Source organism: Terrirhizobium terrae (assembly GCF_030323265.1).
Lineage (GTDB): Bacteria > Pseudomonadota > Alphaproteobacteria > Rhizobiales > Rhizobiaceae > Neorhizobium.
Map to the genome: position 1 here is coordinate 515142 of NZ_CP104991.1, position 21154 is coordinate 536295.

The window sequence follows — 21154 nt, forward strand, 5'->3', positions numbered from 1 at the left end:
GGCGAACACCAGAAAAAGGACCACATCATGCAAATGCGCAAGCTCGGTGAGAGCGGGTTGTTCGTGTCGGAATTGTGCTTCGGCGCTATGACGTTCGGCGGAACGGACGGATTATGGGGCAAGGTGGGAAGACTGGGTCAGGAGGATGCCGATGTACTGGTCAAGGCCGCTCTCGACGCTGGCATCAACCTCTTCGATACCGCAAATGTATATGCGCACGGACGCAGTGAAGAAATACTGGGGCGCTCGCTGAAGAACCTTGGTGTGTCGCGCAGGGATGTCGTGATTGCCACGAAAGTCGCGTCTGCCATGGGTGACGGACCAAACCATCGCGGCGCTTCGCGGGGACACATTATCTCCGAATGCAAGGCAAGCCTCGGCCGGCTTGGTCTGGACCACATCGACCTATATCAGATCCACGCATTCGATTCCGCTACACCGATCGAGGAGACGCTGGAAGCGCTCGACACACTCGTCCGAGCCGGGGACGTCCGCTACATCGGCCTGTCGAACTGGGCCGCATGGCAGATCATGAAGGCGATCGGGATAACACGCGCCAGAGCCCTCGCGCCCGTCACCTCGCTTCAGGCATATTACACGCTTGTCGGGCGCGATCTGGAGCGGGAGATTGGTCCGTTGCTTTCATCGGAACGTGTTGGCCTCATGGTCTGGAGTCCGCTAGCCGGCGGCTACCTCACCGGAAAGTATTCTGCCGGTGGCGACGCAGCAGGCGGCCGACAGACGGAATTGGATTTTCCGCCCATCGATCGCATCCGGGGAGAGCCCCTGATCGCCGTCCTGAAAGCTGTCGCGGAGAAACATCTTTGCAGCCCGGCGCAAATCGCGATCGCCTGGTTGCTGAAGCAAAGCGTGGTCTCAACCGTCATCGTCGGCGCGAAGCGCGTGGAGCAATTGCAGGAAAACATTCGGGCGGCATCGATTGACCTGGACAATGACGATATGGCGAAGCTTGATGCGGTCAGCCGTCTTCCCGTCGAGTATCCGGGCTGGTTGCTGAACGCCGGAAACGGACACTCACGGTGAGATACAAGAACATGCTTGAGATCGATGAAGGAAGAAGTTAATGATCCATGCCATGAATTTACATGGAATCGATCTCAATCTCCTCGTCGCCTTTGATGCTCTCAACTCCGAGCGCAATGTAACACGCGCCGGAAGCCGTATCGGCCGGACCCAGCCGGCCATGAGCGCGGCCTTGTCGAGATTGCGTTTTCTGCTGCGTGACGAATTGTTCGTTCGCGGGCCGACTGGTCTTCAACCCACGCCGCGAGCGGTGGAACTTGCCGAACCCATCTCGCTTGCTCTGCGGGAAATTCAGCGGACATTGCAATTCACGCAGGGTTTTGATCCGGGCAAATCGACCATGTCTTTTTCCATCGCCGTTTCGGCCCATGCAGGTTCCGTCCTATTGCCGCGCCTGCTGTCGTTGCTTGAAGACAAGGCTCCCGGCATCGATATCGAGGTGAGGGACTACGGCAGTCGCGACGATGCAATTGGCATGCTCGACAGCGGCGGCGTAGATCTGACGGTCGGAATCCCTCCAACACCTACGAGCCGGATCCTGACCGCACGTCTTTTTCAGGAGCGGTTCGTCTGTATCTTGCGGAAGGATCATCCGATACTGGACCGCCGGTTCGATGCCGAGACATTCCTGTCTCTGACACATATCCTCGTCGCGCCCGACAATGAGGGCCTCGATGTTGCCGATGCCGCTCTGGCCTCGAAGAATTTCAAGAGGCGATCCGCTGTGACCATTCCCCATATGCATGCGGCGCCGGCATTGATAGCATCATCAGATATGGTTGCGACCGTGATAGAAAGCGTCGTGGCCCATTCAGGCTTTGCCGAACGCCTCGCTATGTTCGACTTCCCTCTGCCCCTGAACCCGATCCCGTTCGTGTTGTCCTGGCATCGTCGCAACGACGGACATCCGGCGCAGCAGTGGCTGAGAAATGGTATCATGGCCGCATTCCCCCATGTATGGCTTCCCTCGGAGAACATCTGCGCCGATCTTGCCCGACAATACTACTAGCGCTCTTGGACAACGATTGGCCGCGGAAACCGCTTTTGATTCAAGGCTGCCAGCTGGAAGCTACTTTGGACGAGCTTATAGTCAGCTTGATCCGCCCCTTTAAGCTTGCGCTGAAGCGAGGTGGCTTGTCGGAGCTTGCGGGGTAGATACGGCGACTGCGGATTGCCGTTCCGTCCGCCATCTCGTCCCACCGAAACGCCGGCCTTCCCGCACGGTGCGCTTCATAGAAAATGGTCGCCCTGTTCTTGTTATCCGTCAAGCCAGCCAGGCCGGCAGGCGTGGAGGGACACGGCCGGTGAGGGCTGCTTCGATGCAGTCGGCGAGGCTGCCGAAGCGGACGGTGCGGCCGGAGAGGCCGGGGCCGTAATGGGCGTATTTCCCGGAATTGGTGATGAGGGTGCGGGTCTTCGACGGGAAGACCGGTTCGGAGATCGAGCACCAGCACAGATCCGGGATGACCTGGATGCCGCTTTCCCTTAGCCGGATAAGAATGTCGCCGGCTTCCGCCATGACGTCGTGGCCGGCGGTGACGATGACGGCGACGTCCTCGTGCCGCTTGCGGCCTCCCAGCGCATCCGCCAGGGCGCTGCATTCTGAAAGCGAGGCGTGCGGACTGCCGATGGCGACGAGTTCGACCTCGTCCGGACCGTCGTTGAACATCCTCCAGGTGTCGATCATGTCGGCGGGGGTGATGGCTGTGTGATCGGCATTGGCGGCGGCTGCGTCTTTCGCTTCGGGCGTGATGCCCTCGATGTGCAGCATCGGGGCGGCGGAGGTGGTGCCGAAGGCGGCGCACAGCGCCTTCAGGTCGTCCTGCGTCGGTTGCGCGGCGGCGAGGCCGCGCAGGAGCGGAATGCGGTCGGGTGCGGCGCGGCCGGCAAGATAGCCGATGAGGGGCCAGAAGGCATCGTCGACATTTTCCGGCAGGTCGACATCGATGATGCGGGCCGCCTTGCGGTGCTCGTCGAGATACACCCCGGAGAGCGGGGCGCGGCCGGTCAGCGCGATGCAGAGGTCGAGGAAATCGGGATGCTTCGCCGTGCGGGCGCCCAGCACGGTGTTGGCGAAGATCACGGCGTTGGATCTCGGCCCAGGCGATGGCCTCGCCGATCTTCGGCGCGCTGTCGAGGAGATAGGGGAACAGGTAAAGGTCGCACGGCAGCCCATGCGCACATAGGCGTCGGCGAGGCGGGCGGCGGGATTGCCGAAATCCGCCGGCACGCCCTGGGCCTGCCAGTTTGCGCGATCGACGGAGATGGCGTTCATCGTGGTGGGAACGCGCACCTTCGCGCCCATCCCCGCCATCTTCTCGGCAAATGTCAGGTTGGCGGGGCTGGCATAGATGCAGCCGTCGATATGGCCCTGCACGACGTCGGCGAGCTTCAGCGCGCCCTGCTGCGCGGCCATGGCCGTCGTGATGCGCATGGCGAGCTGCACGGCGATGCCGTCGCGGCCGTCGAGCATGGCGCGGTCGTCGTCGGTGAGGTCGAGCGCGGCGGTCGCGGGCGGCGTGACCGGGATCGTCAACACGTCCGTCTCGATGGCCGTCTCGCTAATTCGGGCAGTTTTTTCACGACAGAGTGCGGCGAAGGCGTCGCGCGAGACGCGCAGCACGGGCAGCGACGTCTCGAACATTTCTGCAGCGATCAGCGCGCCGAGCGTCAACACGTCCTCGGCCTCGCTGAAGATGAGGGCGGCGGGTGCGCGGCCCGTCAGCGCGAGGTCGAGCAGCACGCCGGAGCCGGTGCAGGAGCCGCGGCTCGACGGCATCATAAGCACGCCGCCGGTGATCGTGACGCCGTGGAGCGGGTGGTGCACGTCGATGACCTTGCCAGTCGCGGGATCGACGCCGCCCCAGAAGCTCAGCGCCTCGCCCGCGGCGATGACCTGCCCGGCGGCGATGCCGGGGAGAATGCTGCGGGCGAAGAGGTCGGCCATCGGCGGCTCCTGTGCGGCTGGAGGCGTTGCGTCGAGAAGGATGTGTCGTCCGTCGCCGGGCGATCTGTCAACAGGGCTGCGGCGAGGCGTGGGCATAGAGCCCAACAATCGGCGATCGAATGTCGGCCGGGCGTTAGCGCGCCGTCGGTGCAAGCGCTGCACCGAAAATGCAAATGGTCTATGAAATACGAGAATATTTGGGAGCAGGTGGAAACAATGCCGGGCATTCGGTATGGAATCCCCAGCTCGGTCCAAGCTTTGCGCTTGATTAGCGCTCGCGGACAAGGGGTATCCAGAGCTTGACCGCAGGGTTTGTTTTTAGCGCATTATCCGACGCAGAAGTGACTGCGCTTCGCTGAAAATGCTTTTGCGGCATCCATAGCGCGGTAAAGTAGCACCGGCTGCCGAAAGAGAGGCTCGATATCACACGGTCATCGGCCCCTGATGCACGACGATCGGCGCGTGGAAGGGAACGCGCTCATAGAGGTCCACGATATCGTGGTTCAGGAGGCGCACGCAGCCCGATGACACGGCCTTGCCGATGGATTGCCACTCGGGATTGCCGTGGAGTCGATAAAGCGTATCCTGCCTGTTCTGGAAAATGTAAAGAGCGCGAGCGCCGAGGGGGTTGAGTAGACCGGGATCCATTCCTCCGTTGGCAACAGAGTACTTTTCCAGTTCGGGTTGCCGCGCGATCATCTCGCTCGGCGGCTTCCATCGCGGCCAATGCTGGCGCCAGTGGATATATCCCTCGCCCTCCCAGGAAAATCCGTCTCGCCCGATACCAACCCCGTATCGTAACGCACTTCCGTCGTTTTCCACCAGATAGAGAAATCGCTTTGGCGTGTCGACGACAACAGTCCCCGGCGCCTCGCCGGTAGGATTGGGAACACGCTGCCTGAGATATTCTGGGTTCATTCGTTCAATAGGAACTGCGGGAACGAAATGTCCGCCATCTTCAAACGCCGCATAACGGGAAGCGAGTTCCACGTCGATCGGTGAAGGCATTGGATCGGCAACTGGCTGGGGGTGTTCAAAGCCGATCTTTCTTGCACTGTTGTACATCCACCGAGTATGGCCGGCGCCGCCAGAGAGCCGAGTACGAAGTTACGGCGAGACATGAGACTGCTTGTGTTCTGCATTCTGGAAAGTGACCTTGGGGTTGCGCCTGCAAACATTGCTTGAATCGCACAGTATTCTCCCTTCGACCGAATATTCCATATCTGCATGAGTGATAGCCCTCATAACCGTTGGCTATGCTCTAATGGCTAGCGCTGCTCCGAGGAGATCCCGTCAATCTTTCTGAGCCGCGGCATGACGAAGTCCGTAAATGCCCGAACGACCGGTCGCATGAACTTCGTGGACGGATAAGCAAGGAAAGCTTCGGTAGGTCGGAGCCAATATTCGGGCAGCACCCTTACAAGTTCGCCGCTGGCCAACAAATCCGATACGAGGTTCTTTTGCACCAGTCCGACGCCCCGACCACGCAAGAGTGCTGCAATCATCACGTGTGCATTGTTCGTTGTGAGTATCGGCCTCACTACAACATCCTCAGCGCACCCGCCTGGTCCCAACAAGGAAATGGTGCTGCGCTGAGCGAGCATCTTAGGGGTACCGATTACATCAAGCTCAGAAAGCCGTTGTGTGTCTTCGATCTCCCCCACCTGTTTAACGTAACGAGGGGACGCGACGAGAAATCGCTCCACCCATCCTATGCGGCGTGCGATGACCTCCTGATCCTCGATTTTCCCGTAGTGAAGCGACAAATCGAAGTTATCATAGACCAAGTCGATTGTGCGCTCGTCGAGAGCAAGTTCGACGGAAATCCCGCAATGCTCATCCTGAAATTCGCCGACAATCCGTTCGAGATGGCCAACACCAATGCAAGATGGAGCGTGAATTCTCAGATTTCCTTCAATCTCACCTGTGTTGATGCGAACGCCCTCCAGTGCAGCGTCGATCGATGCAATCGGCATGCGGCTGGCCTCGTATAATTCCAGCCCATGCGCCGTCGGGCGAACGATTTTCGACGATCGCTCCAGAAGCCTGGCTTGAACGTGCCGTTCGAGGTTCGAAATATGCTTCGTTACAGCCGGCTGCGTTACCCCGAGGTCCCGTGCCGCCGCCGTAATCGAACCTTTCTCGACGGTGCGTATGAAAGCTTTCAAAGCGACGTTGATATCCATGATATTGCTCGCAGTTATAGCTGGCTCCAGCCATAACCAAGAGTTTGAATGTGGCGTGATGATGTTTGGGAACGGCAGACCGCCAAATTTTAGTTCGCCTGCCACCTACAATCGTGGACGGGCGCAAAGTGGCGATCCCCGGCCGGATACCAGTCGGCTTCTGATTTCGGTCAGTAATCTTTTCTGCTGATTGTTCGTATTCTCGAGGGCATGAAGCCAGAGCAGCCCTGCTGCTTGGTCTTTCCCGCTACCGCTTAAAGCATTGTCGAAGTCTCTCATCCATGACCCGAGATGTGCGATGTAATCATCGGCAAGTGCTGAAATCTCGGCGTCGCCACTACGAGGCCCCAATGCATCGAAACGATTCCCCAGCTCGCTTGCGGCAGCACCGTGCTCGCCATCTGCCAGTTGGTCGTAGAGCCGAGCCAGTTCTGCGCGCTGCTCTTTATCCAGAAGGTTTGACAGGAGTACAGATTGCTCTCGACCCGCTCGTACGGCTGTAGGCTCTCGTCCCGCCTCCAGCGCCATCAGCGATGTTGCGAATTCCGGTGCCATGTCGGGCGGTCCTTTGCCGTCGCGCAGGGCAGCCACTGTCCGGCGTCGACGCTCGAGAAGTTCGATCTGCCGCGTCAGCCCGTCATGAAGAGCATCTAAACTGTCCCCGGTCATCCAGGCATGATTGTCGAGAAGCGCTGGGATTTGCGAGAGGGAAACACCGAGCTCCGTCAATTGACCGATACGCAGCAGTCTGATCAGTTGCGGCAGGCCGTAAACGCGATACCCATTGTCTTGCCTCGGCGGCTCCGGCAAAAGTCCGATCTGGTGGTAGTGCCGCAGCGTGCGGATGCTCACGCCCGCCAGTGCTGCAATCTCCTTGCTGCGCATGAGCCCTCCTCAGTGCTCGCCCCTTAAATGCCGTGCCAGAAAGCGCTCGATCCTCTGATAAAGCTCGATATTGCTATCCTCGTTGATGAACCAGTGCCCTTCGCGCTCGTTGAGGAGATAGTTAACCTCCACACCATTGGCGCGCACTGTTTCCACCACCAGATCCGCCTGTGCCTGTGCGACACGTACGTCATTAGCGCCATGGATCACCAAAAGAGGTTTAGAGATGCAATCAAGCCGGCTGACCGGCGAGCGCGCAAGCATGTCCCGGTTCTGCATCTCGATGTCCGGATCGCCCATGTAAGCAAGGTAGGTATTGATCAGGGCGGGCCGAACGAACGGGACGGCGCCATCCACAAGCACGCGGAGATCGGACATGCCGGAATAGTCGATGGCGGCAGCGAAGCGCTCCGGCGTGAAGCTGGCGCCCACCAGTGCGGCATAACCGCCATAGGAGCAACCATAGATCGCCACCCGCGCCGGGTCGGCAATACCCTGCCCGATTAGCCAGTCGAGCCCGTCGATCAGGTCGTCATGCATACGCCCAGAGAACTCTCCGATCGCGGCCTGCATAAAAGCCTTGCCGTAGCCGGTCGAGCCGCGAAAATTCACCTGCAGCACGGCATAGCCACGGTTGGCGAGGAACTGCACTTCCGCATCATAAACGCAGGCGTCGCGATACCACGGCCCGCCATGCACCAGAAGCACGGTCGGCAAAGCGCGGGGCTCATCCTCGGCATCGTACCCAACGGGCAGCGTGACATGGCAAGGCAACGTCAATCCGTCACGCGACGTCACATCGACCGGGTGCACGCTCGCCAGCCGCTCAGCCGAGATTTCGGCAAATCGCTCACCTAGCACCTGTGCATCGCCGCTCACATGATCGTAAAGCCACGTCGTGCCGGGATGGCGGTCATCCCAGAATTCGACCACCCATTTTTCGCCACCGGCATCGCAGGAAATGTGACCTATTTCCACGTCTGATAGCCGCTGCAAGCTATCGAGCACGGCGGCAAAATGCGGGCTCAGCGACCGAATCTTCTGTTGTATGCCAAGGTAGCGTAGTCCTAGCAACTCACCCGTCACAGGATTGGAGATCAGGCTGGAGGAAGCGCGTATCGGCCTCTGGCCGCGGCGTATCGAGGCTGCAATCGGGTAGGCTGTCGATCACTCTTTGTCTGCCCGTCGCAAGGTCGATGGCAGCAAGATAGGTGTGGTCGCTGCCCGTATTGCAGCCGACGAAGATGCTCTTTCCATCCACCGCAACCATCAGCGGCATCGGCCCGATCGGCTGGTCGCGCCCCTTCAGCTTGGCCAAAGTGGTGAAAGTTCCGTTTTCGTAGCGAGCCAGTTCGTGGTCACCAGCGTCGTCGATGATAAAAGCATGTATCGGACCGTTCGGTGTAACGATCCAGCGGACGAAGCGATCGGGGCTTTCTGCAGCGATCCTCGTTTCACCATTTTCGATATCGACCTCGTACAAATCAATCAGGCCCGGACTTCTGAGGTTCATCTGCACGAAAGCCTTGCCCGGAAGCGCGGCGGAAAAGTCCAGACCCATCACCCGCACGCCGGCAAAGGGCGTCAAGTCGACAGTTAGCGCCATCCCGCAAACCGTTTCTGCCCCGTCCACCTCTACGCGATGAAGGTGCCAGTTCTCGTCGCCCCTGCTGTCCTGCACGAAGAGAATGTAGCGAGCATCGCGCGTCCAACTAAAGCCGTCGATATTGCGCGTGTCATCGCCCGTCAGTCGCCGCGCCGCGCCCTGTCCGGTTGGCTGCACCCAGATGTTCAACCTTCCCCGCCAGGGCGCAAGATAAGCCACGAGCCGGCCATCGGGAGAAATCTGAGCCCGCGAAAATTCCGGCGTGCTGAACAGCGTTTCAATCGGGATGAGATCAGGAGCAGTCATGTCGAACCTCGCATCGTCGGCGGACCGCGATGCCTAACGAGCCGCCCACACTAAGACAATATCGACACACTGCCTAAACTATGACGTGACGTCGGAGTCAACGGTGAGGGCGAGCTTGATCCGGCAATCACGTAATTTCTGCGTAACTGTGAAATCCCATAAGCGTCCGGCGGGAACGCGCTTCGCTCTCGCAATCGAATGAATTTACCGAGAAAGAAGGTACATCAAATGAGCAAAGCCTCCCTGGATCATGTTTTCATGCGACGCTTGTCTGTCGGGACAGTGTTCGCAGGCCTCCTTATCCTGACCGGCTGCCAGACACCGGAACAGGAACGCTACGCCGACCTCGACACCTGCTCTGGAATGGGCGCACAATACGGATCATCATCTCATACCGGGTGCATGTTACAGCAGCAGCAGCGTCGTGACGACGCGCAATTGCGGACCCTCGAGGCAGCCAGGCTAAGCCAGATCATGGCAGAAGATGCCCGTCGGCAGCATGAGCGCATGAAAAGAGAGAGACGGCGGGACTAGTTTCGAGTTCGGTGGGAGGCTGAGCTGATCGAAACCGATCTACGGGAATGGCTGCCGGCTGATGAATGCCGGTCTGGGGACGTTCTCCCTCGAGCCTCTCACCAATGATGCGCCCCCTCTACGGCAACCGCATCCCCCAGAATCGGGAACCAACTGCTCATATTAACTCTCTTGCGGATGGAAGTACGCCTCATCCAACGCCACAGAACTGAGTTTATTGTTGTGAATGCAGCTTTTTTTGGCCTGTTTGCAACGACGATGACGGTGACGTTGCTGAACCCGGAAATCCAGCCAGCCGTTTTGGATGCGATATCGGGGATAGTGCGCACCGACCTTGCCATGCAGGTCTATCTCAGCGGAAACGTCGTCTATGCAGCATCAGCAGCCTTGGCGGTCAATCTCGGGATTGCAGTGACGCTCATTACGATCCCATCATTCGTTGTACCATTTTTCGGCGTCGTGTTCGCGATGGTGTTTGCGGCGGCTTATGGTGTCACGCTGGCTCCGATTGGTCCTCATTCGGCTGCGATGATCCCACACTCCATCCAGTCCTGATAGAGATCCAGGCCTATATTGTCGCGGCCTTCGGCGCCTATTTGACCGGTCGAACCATCTTTTTACCTGTGGCGGGAGAAAAGCGGTCTGTCGGACAAAGATACGGGGCGGCAGCTGTGCACATTCTCACGCTTCACATCGTCCCGCTCCTTTTCTTCGGCGCGGTCTACGAAGCCTTTGAAATCATCTATCTCGTAAGGTACTTCATTTAGCGTCATGAAAATCTTGCTGGTCGAAGACGATCCCGAAATGGCCGATGCGCTTCGGACGGCGCTGTCGAGGCACGACTTCGTACTGGCGGCGGTGGCGGATATCGCCATGGCGCGAGAAGCGATCGCCATCGAACGATACGATGTTGTTCTCATCGACCGCCAGCTTCCGGACGGCGACGGCAGCACTTTGCTCGCTGAGATCCGGCAAACAGACAATCCACCGCGCTCGATAATCATCTCCGCCATGGGATCCACGAAAGACAGGATCGCCGGCCTTAACGGAGGCGCGGACGACTATCTGCCAAAACCGTTCGAGGTCGATGAACTGATCGCCCGACTTAACGCAGTGGCACGCCGAACGCCTGAAGCCAAGGCAGACATCATCACGATCGGCAATATCCGCTATGATCGAGTGACACGAGACCTGTATGTCAACGGCATCCGGCAAGAGCTCGCTAGACGAGAGCTTTTGATCATCGAGTCACTTCTCAAGAATCTCGGACGAACGGTCCTGCGGTCTTCCCTGGAGGAAAGCGTGTACTCCTTCGACGACGAGATTCAGTCAAATTCTCTGGAAGCCAACATGTCGCGCCTGCGGCGCAAACTGGCAGATGCTGGTGCGGATATCGTCATCCGTAACATTCGCGGCGTCGGATATTTCCTCCATGAGCAAAAATAGCATGTCCCATTATTCGCTCCGCTGGCGCTTTACACTCGGCTTCATTACACTTCAGCTCCTCACCATCGTCGCCTCGTTCGGGCTCGTTCTATACATCGCGACGCTGAGTGCTCCCCGTGGCGCGGTCCCATCCACGTGGTACCCGCAGGAGATAGCAAGATCCGTCACAATTGACCAAAATGGCGTCGTGGCGGTCCGCCCTACGCAGGCACTCCGAACTGTGATGGCTGAGCGGCCTACTTCATGGTTTGCGGTTCGTCTTGCTGATGGCACAACACTCACCCATGGGGTGATCCCGAAGGACATCGGTGAAAACTTTGCCTTTTTTGACAATTTTCGCAGCGTCGAACTGCGCGGTTACGTCGATGTCCCCGATCGTCAGGCCACCATTGATAAAATTCAGACAGAAGCAGGTGAAGCGACTATTATGGCTGGTGGCGTTTCGATGTCCCTTTACCAACTCGTCTTTGTCGTAGGTCAGATAACGATCGGCGTGCCTGCCCTCATACTTCTTTTAGTCACCCTCGTCGGTGTCCCGTGGGTGACAAAATGGTCGCTTCGCTCCCTCGGGAAGCTCACTGACCGTTTGAACAAAGTCGATTTTGAAGCCCGGGGCGGTGTAGTAAACGAGGCCGGACTGCCCAAAGAGCTGTTGCGGGTCGTCAGGGAGATCAATCTCGCCCTCAGTCGGCTCGACGCCGGTTTCGAAAAAACAGAACGCTTTTTCGTTAACGCAGCTCACGAACTGCGTACGCCCCTCGCCATAGTTCAGGTCCGTGCAGACACCTTGCCGCAAAGCGAGGAGACGCTTCACATTCAGAAGAGCATCAAACGGCTTACCGCCATCACAAACCAGCTTCTGGATATAGAGCGATATCGACAGAACCCGCCGATTTCGAAGAAAATCGAACTGACGCACCTCCTTTCAAAGGTCGTTGCCGACCTTGCGCCGTTCGCGATTTCCGAAGGCTACGAAATTTCTTTCGAAACCGACGTTTCCAAAGTGTCCATGGAAGGTGATGACGAAGCCTTGGACCGCGCTTTTTCAAATCTGGTGCGCAATGCCATTCAATATGGAGGAAGGCGCGGCGACATCGTGGTCAAGGTGGAGACCGATGGTTCCGTCCTTATCTCCGATCAAGGCATTGGCATCCCCGTAGACCTTCATTCACGGATCTTCGAGCCATTTTACCGCGTTAATCCTCATGGATCTGGAGCGGGTCTCGGCTTGAGTATGGTCGACGAGATTATTGAAAAGCATGGCGGGGTTATCGAGCTCAAATCCTCACCGGACCATGGGAGCATATTTGCTATCCGCTGGCGAAACGCATTGAAGATTGCCGGGCGTGGTTAGGAACACTGGAACTGCGCAACACCCTCGGACCGGCTGTAGGTCGCTTCGACTTCCGCGTAGCAATTGCAGTCGGCAATGCGCAGTTGCCGTCCGCTCGCCAACTCAAGCGTTCGGCGGGTGTAACGTTCCCGTAATTTTGAGAGTTCATGACTGCAGGAAAGGCGCTTTGTCGAGTTTTTGAGTATCTGTCTGGAGCGCTCCCTACACTCTCGCAAACGGAGTCTGAATGCGCATTTTTCTAAGTACAGTGGCTGTCCTGTTCGGGATCGTGCTGCCGGTCGTGCCGGCGGCATCAGAGGATGATATCCGCTCGACCGTCGATACAATCGTCAAGCCGCTGATGGCTGAATATCAGATCCCTGGCTTGTCAGTCGGCATCCTGCTCGCTGGCCAGCACCATGTTTTCCATTACGGGGTCTCGTCTCGAGAAACGGCATCCCCCGTGGACGGTGCGACACTGTTCGAGATCGGCTCTTTGTCCAAACCCTTCACCGGCACATTGCTCGCACGCCTTCAAGCTGAGGGTTCGGTTTCTCTCTCAACCCAAGTCAAAGAGCTCCTCCCGGAACTATCGCAAAGCCCAATCGGAGCCGCTTCACTCCTCGAACTTCACACTTACGTGGCGGGAGGGCTGCCACTCCAGTTCCCTGCCGAAGTCAACGAGCAAAATTTTATAAGCTTCTATAAGAGCTTCATTCCCACCACCAAAATCGGCACCAGTCGCCTTTATTCGAATACGTCCATCGGACTGTCTGGCTATCTTGCGGCGAAGAGCGTCGACGCTCCCTTTGCTTCGCTCCTTGATGAAAAGGTGATCAAGCCGCTGAACCTGGCGCATACCTTCCTTTCGGTCCCTAAAGATCGCGTTAGCTCGTATGCGCAAGGCTACACAAGCTCCAATGCACCGGTACGGGTCAATCCTGGCTTATTCGACGATGAGGCTTACGGCATCAAGACAACCGCAGCCGACCTCCTTGATTTTGTTGAAGCGTCGGCCAATCCCAACCGATTCGACGGCTCGTTAAAAGCCGCTCTGATCGCGGCTCGCTCGCCGGTCTACCAAGTCCGTCGAATGTATCAGGGCTTGGGTTGGGAACTCTATCGCGCTCCAGCTCGACGCGGTGACCTACTTCAGGGGGTCGATCCCGATTTCGTCTTGAAGGCCAATCAGATTGATCCTCCCAGCTTGCATGTGACGGCGGAGATGGTTGCCACCGTATCAAAAACAGGCTCGACGGGCGGGTTCGGAGCTTATGTTCTCTTTCAGCCTGAGCGCGGAACCGGAATTGTAATCCTTGCGAGATCGGTTCTGGCCAAACTCCGCTCGCATCGCAACTGCTTATTCCATACTCGGAAAGCTCGACCCCGGGTTCTTTGCCGATTGACGCGCGGAGTTCGCATATCGGACGACCGCATCCTCTCCCGAGTATGCCTCCGTTTCGAACTAATATTCCTCCTCACTAAAGGATTAGAAGATGAAGAAGATAGCGACATTTTTGATCGCAGTGATGACTGCGTTCTCCGCTGCAATCCCCGGTCAGGCGGCCCCGGTTTTTGTCCCCTCGAACCCGGACACTCGCTACACTGTCGAGAACGTTCAATGGAATGGCGACCGCAGGTGGCGACCCAACAGGCACAATTGGAATGGCCATCATGGGCATCAACGGCCAAGCTATCATCGCCCTTGGCGCCATCAACATCGCCCTTGGCATCATCACCGGCGTCACAACAGTTCCAATGCCGCAGCGGTTCTCGGAGGTCTTGCAGCTGGCGCCATAATTGGTGGCGCTATCGCTCAGTCCCAGCAACCCCGTTACGCGTTGCCTCAGCGTGACTTACAGGGAGATCGGCACGTCAGCTGGTGTTTCGCGCGATACCGCTCTTACCGCAGCTTCGACAATACCTTCCAACCATTCAATGGGCCTCGCCAGCAATGCTATTCACCCTACTGATACGTGAAAACTCGAAGGTAGGGCGGATCCCGGCAGCGATATTCGCGCAGAGCGATATCAAGCCAGAGACGCATAGGTTATCTGGCACCCGCTCTGTACTTTGAAATGGCAGAGGTCGCTCGTGTCAGGCAGCGACCTCGCCTTTGTCTTAATCGTTTGCGGCTAGGTCGCCGCCTTCGAGATGATAGACCGTCGGTTCCTCCGAGAGATATGCCTGTATGCCTCTCATGAACTCCTCATGGTCCTCGCTCGCTTCGAAAGCTGGAGTGTGGTCCGCAAGCGAGCGCCATAGCACGATCAGGTTGAAGACCTTCGGCGTTTCGATCCCCCGAGCCAGAACGTGACCACGGTAACCCTGCGCACGCGTGAGCAGAGGAACAACGCTCTCGAATGCCTGCACGAACTCTCTGATTTTGTCCTCATAGACGGGCAGCACGGCGATCTCATAAATCATGGTTGCACCTTTGCTTCGGCCGACGGGCCAATGGCGATGGCGATCTTGCCCCGCAAACCGTTATTGGGTTTCTCGAGCAGCGCATGGGCAAGCGGAAGGTCGGCGAGCGAATAAACGGCGCCTACGTGCGGCCGCAGCTGACCGCGTTCCACCAGTGCGCTTAGCTCGTCAAGCTTGCCTTGGCTCTGCCTCGTGAAGACGAAGTGGTAGCTTGCGTTTTTACCCCATGCCTCTATGAGGTTCTGCGGCTGTGCAATATCCACGATCGATATAACGCGACCAAGTTGCGCAAGCACCTTGGGGCTGCGAGACAATGTGTCGCCGCCGAGGGTGTCAAACACCACGTCTACCCCGAGACCTTCGGTTTCCCGCATGATGGCGTCGACATAATCCTCTTTCCTGTAGTCAATAACGACATCTGCCCCGACACTTCGCGCAAACTCGAAGTTTTCTTCGCGCACGGTCGTGAAGACCTTCGCGCCGATGGCTTTCGCGACCTGGATGGCCACGTGCCCTACCCCTCCCGCGCCACCATGAATAAGGATGCTTTCTCCCACCCTGAGGGCAGCACGCGAGACAAGAGCTTCCCAGGCTGTTCCGCCGACCAGGCTGAGGCTGGCGGCTTCCAGATGGCTGAGCGCGCCGGGCTTCCTTCCAATGATATTTTCGTTTGCAACGTGGTACTCGGCGTAGCTTCCCGGACCATCGAATATCTGCGGCGTGTACCAAACTTCCTCTCCAACCGAGAACATCGTCACGCCCGTTCCCACGGCTTCGACTACTCCGGAAACGTCATGACCGGTAATCGCCGGCAACGGCACCAGGTCGCGATAGTCGCCGCGCCGAACCTGATAATCCAAGGGGTTGACGGATGTGGCATGGACGCGAACCAGGACTTGTCCCGCCTGGGGACCTGGTTTCGGCACGTCGGAAAGTTCGAACGATTCCGGGCCACCGAAGCGAGTGAGGATGGCTGCTTTCATGGTTTTGGTCATGGTGATCCCTTTGATGGTGGCTTTGACTGGCTCGCCATACATGGCGCCGTCTTTGTGGGTGCTATTTGATCTCTCACGATTGCTTTCGGTAGCGCCTCGGTTTTAGGATGAGTTTCAACAAAAATTTGAAAGCCATCTCATGGACGTAGACGATTTGAGTCTCTTTGTGCGTATCGCCCAGCTGCACAGCATCAGTGCCGCAGCCCGCGACTTGGGTCTGACGCCTGCTGGCGCGAGCGCCAAACTCGCCGCTCTTGAGCGGAAACTCAGCGCCAGGCTTCTCCATCGCACCACGCGGCAAGCGACATTGACCGAGGACGGCCTCGCCTTCCTGCCACATGCGGAAAATGTTGTGCTCGCAGCGGAAGCTGCTCGAGCGGCGCTTGGTCGAGAGCAGGCTGCGCCTCGCGGCACCTTGCGAGTAGCCGCTCCCGCCTCGTTCGCGCGAATGCATATTGTGCCGGGTCTGGATGAATTCTGCAGGCAATATCCCGAACTGGCACTTGATTTGCGCATCTCGGACAGCATCGTCGATCTGGTCGAGGGTGCCTTCGATGTGGCGGTTCGTTATACCGAACTCAGCGACTCATCCTTTGTCGCGCGGCGGCTTGCTCCGGACAATCGGGTACTGGTCGCGTCGCCCAAATATCTCGAGAAACACGGCCAACCTAATACTCCCGACGACCTAGCGGAACATACCTGCCTCGTCGTCGGCACGCTCGACCTCTGGACGTTTCGAGGGAAAGGTTCGGAGGTGATCGAGCGGCGTGTCACGCCGAGCCTTCGCATCAATGACGGCACTGCAGTGCGGGACGCGGCTTCTGCCGGGCTTGGCATCGCTCTCATGGCAACGTGGTGCGCGTCGAACGAGCTGCGATCTGGCGCACTCGTTCCAGTCGTTTCAGAATATCCGCTAATCTCTACACAGACACTTTGGGCGTTGTATCCAAGTTCTCGCGAACTGGCACCGAAAGTGAGAGTGTTCATCGACTGGCTTGTCAATCGGTTCGGCAATCGACCCTACTGGGATAAAGGGCTAGAAGACATCCTCGATCACCGTCGATGATACGTGATTACTGTCCGGTTCCGGTGCGCGCGCGAACACGGGTTCTTAGCGGAGCAACGCGGTTGTTGCTTGAACGACGTGATGTCACGATCTGATGGATCATTGACGAATTAGAAAAACACCTTGGGATGTAAACAGTTCGGTCTAACGGAAGGCGAGGGAGTGAGATCGGAGCAGGATCGCAACGAAGTGCTGCAGGTGACTGAAGGCGAACCGGCTTCTCCATGCGCTCTCGCTTTCAAGAGCCTTCTATATTTAGCTGGCAATTGTCGACCCGTAGATCGACCCTCGTCAATCACTGCCTCTTGAACCCGAGGATGACCATCGCGCCAATAAGGGCCGCCGAGGCCGCGTAAAGTGTTACACCAGTAGAGCCGAAGCCGTCGATGATGAGGCCGCCAAGACCTGATCCTGTCGCAATCGCGACCTGGAAAATCGACGCCAGAAGTGCCCCGGCACTTTCGGCGTGATCAGGTGCCGCGCGGGCATTCCAGATCGAGATCGCAACGGGGAAACTGCCGAAAGCAAATCCCCACAGAGCCGTCGCCGTGAACGCAACACCCGCGACGGCGCCGAGAAGGGTGAGCGCAAATGCGGCACTCGCTATCAGGAATGCGGACAAGGCGACAGCCCAACCAGGATTGCGCTCGGCGATGAAGCCCCTGCGAAATTGCCCAGGAAGCCGGCAAGGCCGAAAACCAGAAGAGCAAGTGAGACGGTTGAAATGTCGAGGCGCGTAACCTCTTCCAGAAATGGGCGGACGAACGTGAAACCGGCGAAGTGGCCTGATACGACGAGGAATGCCGTCCCAAAACCGATGGCTACCGAGCGGCGCGACAGCGCCGCTTTGAAGGAGCTCAGGCCGGGCGCGGCGGTGGGGGAGCTTGGGAAGGGTCAGTATCTGGGTCACAAGCGCAACCAAGCCAATGCCGGACCCGGCAATGAAGGCGGCGCGCCATCCCCACAGTCCTCCAAGGAAAGTGCCAAGCGGTGCAGCAAAGACTGTAGCGAGGGAGATACCCATGATGATGATCGAAATAGCCCGCGGCACCTTGTCGGCAGGGACCAAACGCAAAGCAAGCGCGGCCACCATGGCCCAAAAACTACCGAGAGCGAAGCCCAGAATCGCGCGAGCGGCCAGCAGTATTGTGATGCTGGGGGCGTAGGCCGAAAGGACGTTGGAGATGATGAGCATCGCCGTCAGGCCAAAAACAATCTTCTGGCGGTCCAGCTCGCCTGACACCAGAATGAGAAATGGCCCGGCGATCGCAGCAACCGCGGCTGTAGCTGTGATAGCCTGGCCAACCACACCCATCGAAACTCCCAGTTCGCCCGCTATCGGCGTCAGCAGACTGATCGGCAAAAATTCCGCGGTTACGAGACCAAATGCCCCAAACGCAAGCGATACTACGGCTAGCCACGAAGCAGGTGGCGCTGTAGGCAAATCATCGCGCTCATTTGAATATGCTGTCTCAGACAAAGGAATTTCTCCGGATTAAGGCCCAAAGGTGGTTGTTTTCGGGGCGCGCCGAACTGTGATCCCTGCAGCGTCACCTCGCGCCCGCTCCGTCATTGTCCATACTGAATATCGGTAGATTGGTGAGGTGTTGGAACTGAAAAGGGTCGTTGGAGCGCGGTTTGCGCGTTACTCCGGGATATTTCAGGATGTGAAACCACCATCAGCCCGGATGTCGGCACCCGTTACAAATGAAGCCTCTGGACTTGCAAGGAATGCGACAACGCTCGCAATTTCCTGAGGCTTTCCATAGCGGCCCGCCGCGATGCGCGATATCTGCATAGCGGCAAACTCGCCATCGGCAGGATTCATATCAGTGTCGGTTGGGCCCGGATGTACTGTGTTGACTGTGATGCCGCGTGGCCCCAGGTCATGAGCCAGGCTTCGGTTGAAGCCGGCGACAGCGCCCTTGGTGAGGCCATACGCTGAGAGCCCAGGAACCCCGGCATATTTCGTAATTGAACTGCCGATCTGTATGATCCGGCCGCCATCCTTCATATGACGTACGGCTTCTTGCGTAGCAACGAAAACGCCTGTTACGTTGACCGCGAGCATTGCCTGATAGTCATTAAATGCGATTTCGTCGATCGGGCCGGCGAAGGCGATCCCGGCATTATTTACAAGAATGTCGAGGCCTCCAAACGTGTCGACAGTCTCTGCGACGGCGGCTCGTATTGCATCCGGATTAGCAGCATCGGCTGCAATAGCCAGGGCGCGTCCCCCGCTTTCTCGATGGCGAGGAGACTTCCTCAGCCTTCGCAGGTGATCCGCGATAGGTGAAGGCGACCTGAGCGCCGTCGGCTGCCAAACTATGGACGATTGATGCCCCAATCGACCGTGAGCCACCGGTAACGAGTGCGACCCTGCCACTTAATGGCAAGTTTCGAGAAAAGGATTCTTCAGTCATAATTCACTCCGTCCAGTTCATGTAGTTTGCGGAGTGATATTTGCGCAGTCCCTTTCTAGACCACTAGTGGCGAGTCGGTTGGATCACATTCAAGCGTCTGTTGAATATTGAGTAATTGATGCGATTCCGGTGCCAATCTTTTTTCGCGTGTGGCAAAGACGGTAAGCGTTACGTAAGACTTCCGGCAAGCCGAGCACTTAGGCGCTCGCGACGAAAATACTCCGTGTAGAAATCGATGAAAGCGCGCGTCTTCAACGGTTGAAGCACGCGGCCCGAGTAGTACAGCGATATAGATCCGGCATCCGCATACCACTTCGGAAGGACACGTTCGAGCGCTCCACTTTCTATTTGCGGCAGCACGTCGGGTACCGCCAACAGTGCGATGCCTAACCCCGCGATCGCCGCCTGCGCCATGGCCGCCGCGTCGCTCATCACGATCGTCTCGTTGAGCAGCGCGCGCTCTTCGCGCCCTTGGGCGTCACGCATCATCCATTGCCGTATCCGGCCCGAATTCGAGGACCGCATCAAGATTCCTGCATGATCGGCCATATCAGCAGGGCTAATTGGCCGGCGACGTGCAGCAAAATAGGCGGGCGATGCGACCGCGATAACGTGAACCGGTGCGAGCGTTGTGGAAACGATGCCCGGATTGAGCTCAAAACCACCGCCGATCGCGGCGTCAAAGCCCTCGGCTATAAGATCGACCTTGCGGCTGTCAAAATGCCAGTCAGGTCTGATGCCTGGATAACGAGCCAGAAAGTCGGGCAATGCGGGGAGAACGTGTCCCATCGCGAACGACAAACTCATGCTGAGCTTCAAAACGCCGACGGGCTCGCCCTTCGTTTGTGATGCCCCGTCGATTGCGCCCTGAAGGTGGTTCAGGCTATCGCCGATGCTCACCAGAAACGATTCCCCCGCTTCGGTCAGGGTCAGCTTCCGCGTTGAGCGGTGAAACAGCCGTATACCGAGGTTCCTTTCCAGCATTGCAACATTCCGGCTGACTGCGGCCGGTGTGATCGAGAGACGCCGTGCAGCCCCGGAAAAGCTGCTCGCTTCTGCGCTTCGAACGAAGGCTTCAAGGTTTGCCAGTGTTTCCATGAACGTAACCTTCAAATGTTGATTGAAACTAAAACAATTCATTTATGACTTATGCTGCGTGTATTTGCCAGCCATATTCCAGCCAACAGCAGCGCCGGTTTTCTGCAACGCCAACCGCATCAGGCCCAGGATGCAGCGGGAAAACCGACCGTCGCAGACAAAATTCTCCCAAACCGTGAAGGAGTGGGTAATGAGCTTAGGAATTATCGGAGCCGGCAATATTGGCGGCGCATTTGCCACTGCGCTCGCCAAGGCGGGAATAGAAGCCGTGATCGCAAACAGCCGAGGGCCGGAAAGCCTCACGACGCTCGTTTCGAAGCTCGGCAGCACGATCCGGGCTGGAAGCCTGCAAGAGGCCGCGGCGCAAGACATCGTTCTCGTGGCGGTCCCGTGGTCAAAGATACCTGGTGCGCTCGCCGGCTTGAGCTTCGACGGCAGGATCGTGATCGATGCCAACAACTCTATCGAAGCGCCGCTTTACAGACCGGCGGACCTCGGCGGCCGCACCTCGACGGATATTTTTACCGCCCTTGTACCAGGCGCGCGCGTCGTCAAGGCGTTCAACCACCTGACGCCAAGGCAACTTTCGGGCGACCCCCGCTCGGAAGGAGGCAGGCGCGTCCTGTTTTATTCGGGCAACGATATGAGGGCGAAGGCTGAGGTCGCCGCCATCATTGATCGCCTCGGCTTCTTCGGGATCGATCTCGGCGGGCTCGCGGTCGGCAGCCAGCTGGTTCAGTTCCCCGGCGGCCCGCTGCCCGCTCTCAACCTCGTCAAGTTCGATTGAACATCGCTGCGCGCCTTCCTTCTACAATCAGTACGCCGCGCATCTGAAATACGGAGACAAGATCATGACAC

At 58.0% G+C, this 21154-nt stretch carries 19 protein-coding genes and 1 pseudogene; 9 read left to right on the plus strand and 11 right to left on the minus strand.

Features of this window, described 5'->3' with window-relative positions; translation table 11 throughout:
• The first annotated feature begins 27 nt into the window (after nt 1–27).
• Both N7E02_RS06430 and N7E02_RS06435 read left to right on the plus strand, forming a co-directional pair.
• Complete coding sequence (locus N7E02_RS06430) at nt 28–1044, plus strand: aldo/keto reductase (protein ID WP_286578516.1); 1017 nt, start codon at nt 28–30, stop codon at nt 1042–1044.
• A gap of 40 nt (nt 1045–1084) precedes the next feature.
• Complete coding sequence (locus N7E02_RS06435; RefSeq protein ID WP_286578517.1) at nt 1085–2053, plus strand: LysR family transcriptional regulator; 969 nt, start codon at nt 1085–1087, stop codon at nt 2051–2053.
• Between the two features lie 255 nt (nt 2054–2308).
• Here N7E02_RS06435 and lhpI read toward each other — a convergent pair whose 3' ends face one another.
• The 6 genes from lhpI to N7E02_RS29535 form a co-directional block, all read right to left on the minus strand.
• The gene (gene lhpI, locus N7E02_RS06440) at nt 2309–3991 is read right to left on the minus strand and encodes a cis-3-hydroxy-L-proline dehydratase (protein WP_286578518.1); all 1683 of its coding nucleotides are present in this window, start codon (nt 3989–3991) and stop codon (nt 2309–2311) included.
• 423 nt (nt 3992–4414) lie between these two features.
• Nucleotides 4415–4999, minus strand: a complete 585-nt coding sequence (locus N7E02_RS06445; protein WP_374730633.1) for a L,D-transpeptidase — start codon at nt 4997–4999, stop codon at nt 4415–4417.
• 260 nt (nt 5000–5259) lie between these two features.
• Entirely contained in the window at nt 5260–6177 is a 918-nt protein-coding gene (locus N7E02_RS06450; protein WP_286578519.1) for a LysR family transcriptional regulator, read from the minus strand.
• Between the two features lie 105 nt (nt 6178–6282).
• Nucleotides 6283–7062, minus strand: a complete 780-nt coding sequence (locus N7E02_RS06455; RefSeq protein WP_286578520.1) for a MerR family transcriptional regulator — start codon at nt 7060–7062, stop codon at nt 6283–6285.
• A gap of 9 nt (nt 7063–7071) precedes the next feature.
• Entirely contained in the window at nt 7072–8148 is a 1077-nt protein-coding gene (locus N7E02_RS29530; RefSeq protein ID WP_353622794.1) for an alpha/beta hydrolase family protein, read from the minus strand.
• The gene (locus N7E02_RS29535) at nt 8138–8974 is read right to left on the minus strand and encodes a TolB family protein (RefSeq protein ID WP_353622795.1); all 837 of its coding nucleotides are present in this window, start codon (nt 8972–8974) and stop codon (nt 8138–8140) included. The genes N7E02_RS29530 and N7E02_RS29535 overlap by 11 nt, the downstream gene beginning before the upstream one ends.
• Before the next feature lie 711 nt (nt 8975–9685).
• On the opposite strand from N7E02_RS29535, the gene N7E02_RS06465 reads away from it, so the two are divergent.
• From N7E02_RS06465 to N7E02_RS06485, 5 genes are all read left to right on the plus strand, one after another.
• Nucleotides 9686–10063 (plus strand): hypothetical protein, encoded by a 378-nt coding sequence (locus N7E02_RS06465; RefSeq protein WP_286578521.1) that lies wholly within the window; start codon nt 9686–9688, stop codon nt 10061–10063.
• A 216-nt stretch (nt 10064–10279) separates the two neighbouring features.
• Nucleotides 10280–10954 (plus strand): response regulator transcription factor, encoded by a 675-nt coding sequence (locus N7E02_RS06470; protein WP_046801778.1) that lies wholly within the window; start codon nt 10280–10282, stop codon nt 10952–10954.
• Entirely contained in the window at nt 10941–12308 is a 1368-nt protein-coding gene (locus N7E02_RS06475) for a sensor histidine kinase (protein WP_286578522.1), read from the plus strand. Before N7E02_RS06470 ends, N7E02_RS06475 begins: the two co-directional genes overlap by 14 nt.
• Nucleotides 12309–12534: 226 nt before the next feature.
• On the plus strand, nt 12535–14142 hold the full coding sequence (locus N7E02_RS06480; RefSeq protein ID WP_286578523.1) for a serine hydrolase: 1608 nt from the start codon (nt 12535–12537) through the stop codon (nt 14140–14142).
• Nucleotides 14129–14260 carry a BA14K family protein gene (locus N7E02_RS06485; RefSeq protein WP_244530346.1) on the plus strand — a complete coding sequence of 44 codons (132 nt, stop codon included), beginning with the start codon at nt 14129–14131 and terminating at the stop codon, nt 14258–14260. Before N7E02_RS06480 ends, N7E02_RS06485 begins: the two co-directional genes overlap by 14 nt.
• Nucleotides 14261–14408: 148 nt before the next feature.
• On the opposite strand, the gene N7E02_RS06490 is transcribed toward N7E02_RS06485, so the two are convergent.
• The gene (locus N7E02_RS06490; RefSeq protein WP_046801775.1) at nt 14409–14714 is read right to left on the minus strand and encodes an antibiotic biosynthesis monooxygenase family protein; all 306 of its coding nucleotides are present in this window, start codon (nt 14712–14714) and stop codon (nt 14409–14411) included.
• Nucleotides 14711–15697 carry a zinc-dependent alcohol dehydrogenase family protein gene (locus tag N7E02_RS06495; protein WP_286579102.1) on the minus strand — a complete coding sequence of 329 codons (987 nt, stop codon included), beginning with the start codon at nt 15695–15697 and terminating at the stop codon, nt 14711–14713. The genes N7E02_RS06490 and N7E02_RS06495 overlap by 4 nt, the downstream gene beginning before the upstream one ends.
• Before the next feature lie 151 nt (nt 15698–15848).
• Here N7E02_RS06495 and N7E02_RS06500 point away from each other — a divergent pair, with 151 nt between their 5' ends.
• Nucleotides 15849–16775, plus strand: coding sequence for a LysR family transcriptional regulator (locus N7E02_RS06500; RefSeq protein ID WP_046801774.1), 927 nt, complete (start codon nt 15849–15851; stop codon nt 16773–16775).
• A 295-nt stretch (nt 16776–17070) separates the two neighbouring features.
• Here the strand turns inward: N7E02_RS06500 and N7E02_RS06505 are convergent, their stop codons facing one another.
• The 3 genes and pseudogenes from N7E02_RS06505 to N7E02_RS06515 form a co-directional block, all read right to left on the minus strand.
• Entirely contained in the window at nt 17071–18255 is a 1185-nt protein-coding gene (locus N7E02_RS06505) for an MFS transporter (RefSeq protein ID WP_286578524.1), read from the minus strand.
• 180 nt (nt 18256–18435) lie between these two features.
• Nucleotides 18436–19198 (minus strand): annotated as a pseudogene (locus tag N7E02_RS06510) (3-oxoacyl-ACP reductase family protein).
• A gap of 168 nt (nt 19199–19366) precedes the next feature.
• A complete protein-coding gene (locus N7E02_RS06515) occupies nt 19367–20296 on the minus strand; it encodes a LysR family transcriptional regulator (RefSeq protein WP_286578525.1) in 930 nt (309 codons plus the stop codon).
• Between the two features lie 190 nt (nt 20297–20486).
• Between N7E02_RS06515 and N7E02_RS06520 the strand changes: the two genes are divergently transcribed.
• Entirely contained in the window at nt 20487–21083 is a 597-nt protein-coding gene (locus tag N7E02_RS06520) for an NADPH-dependent F420 reductase (protein ID WP_286578526.1), read from the plus strand.
• Nucleotides 21084–21154: the final 71 nt, after the last annotated feature.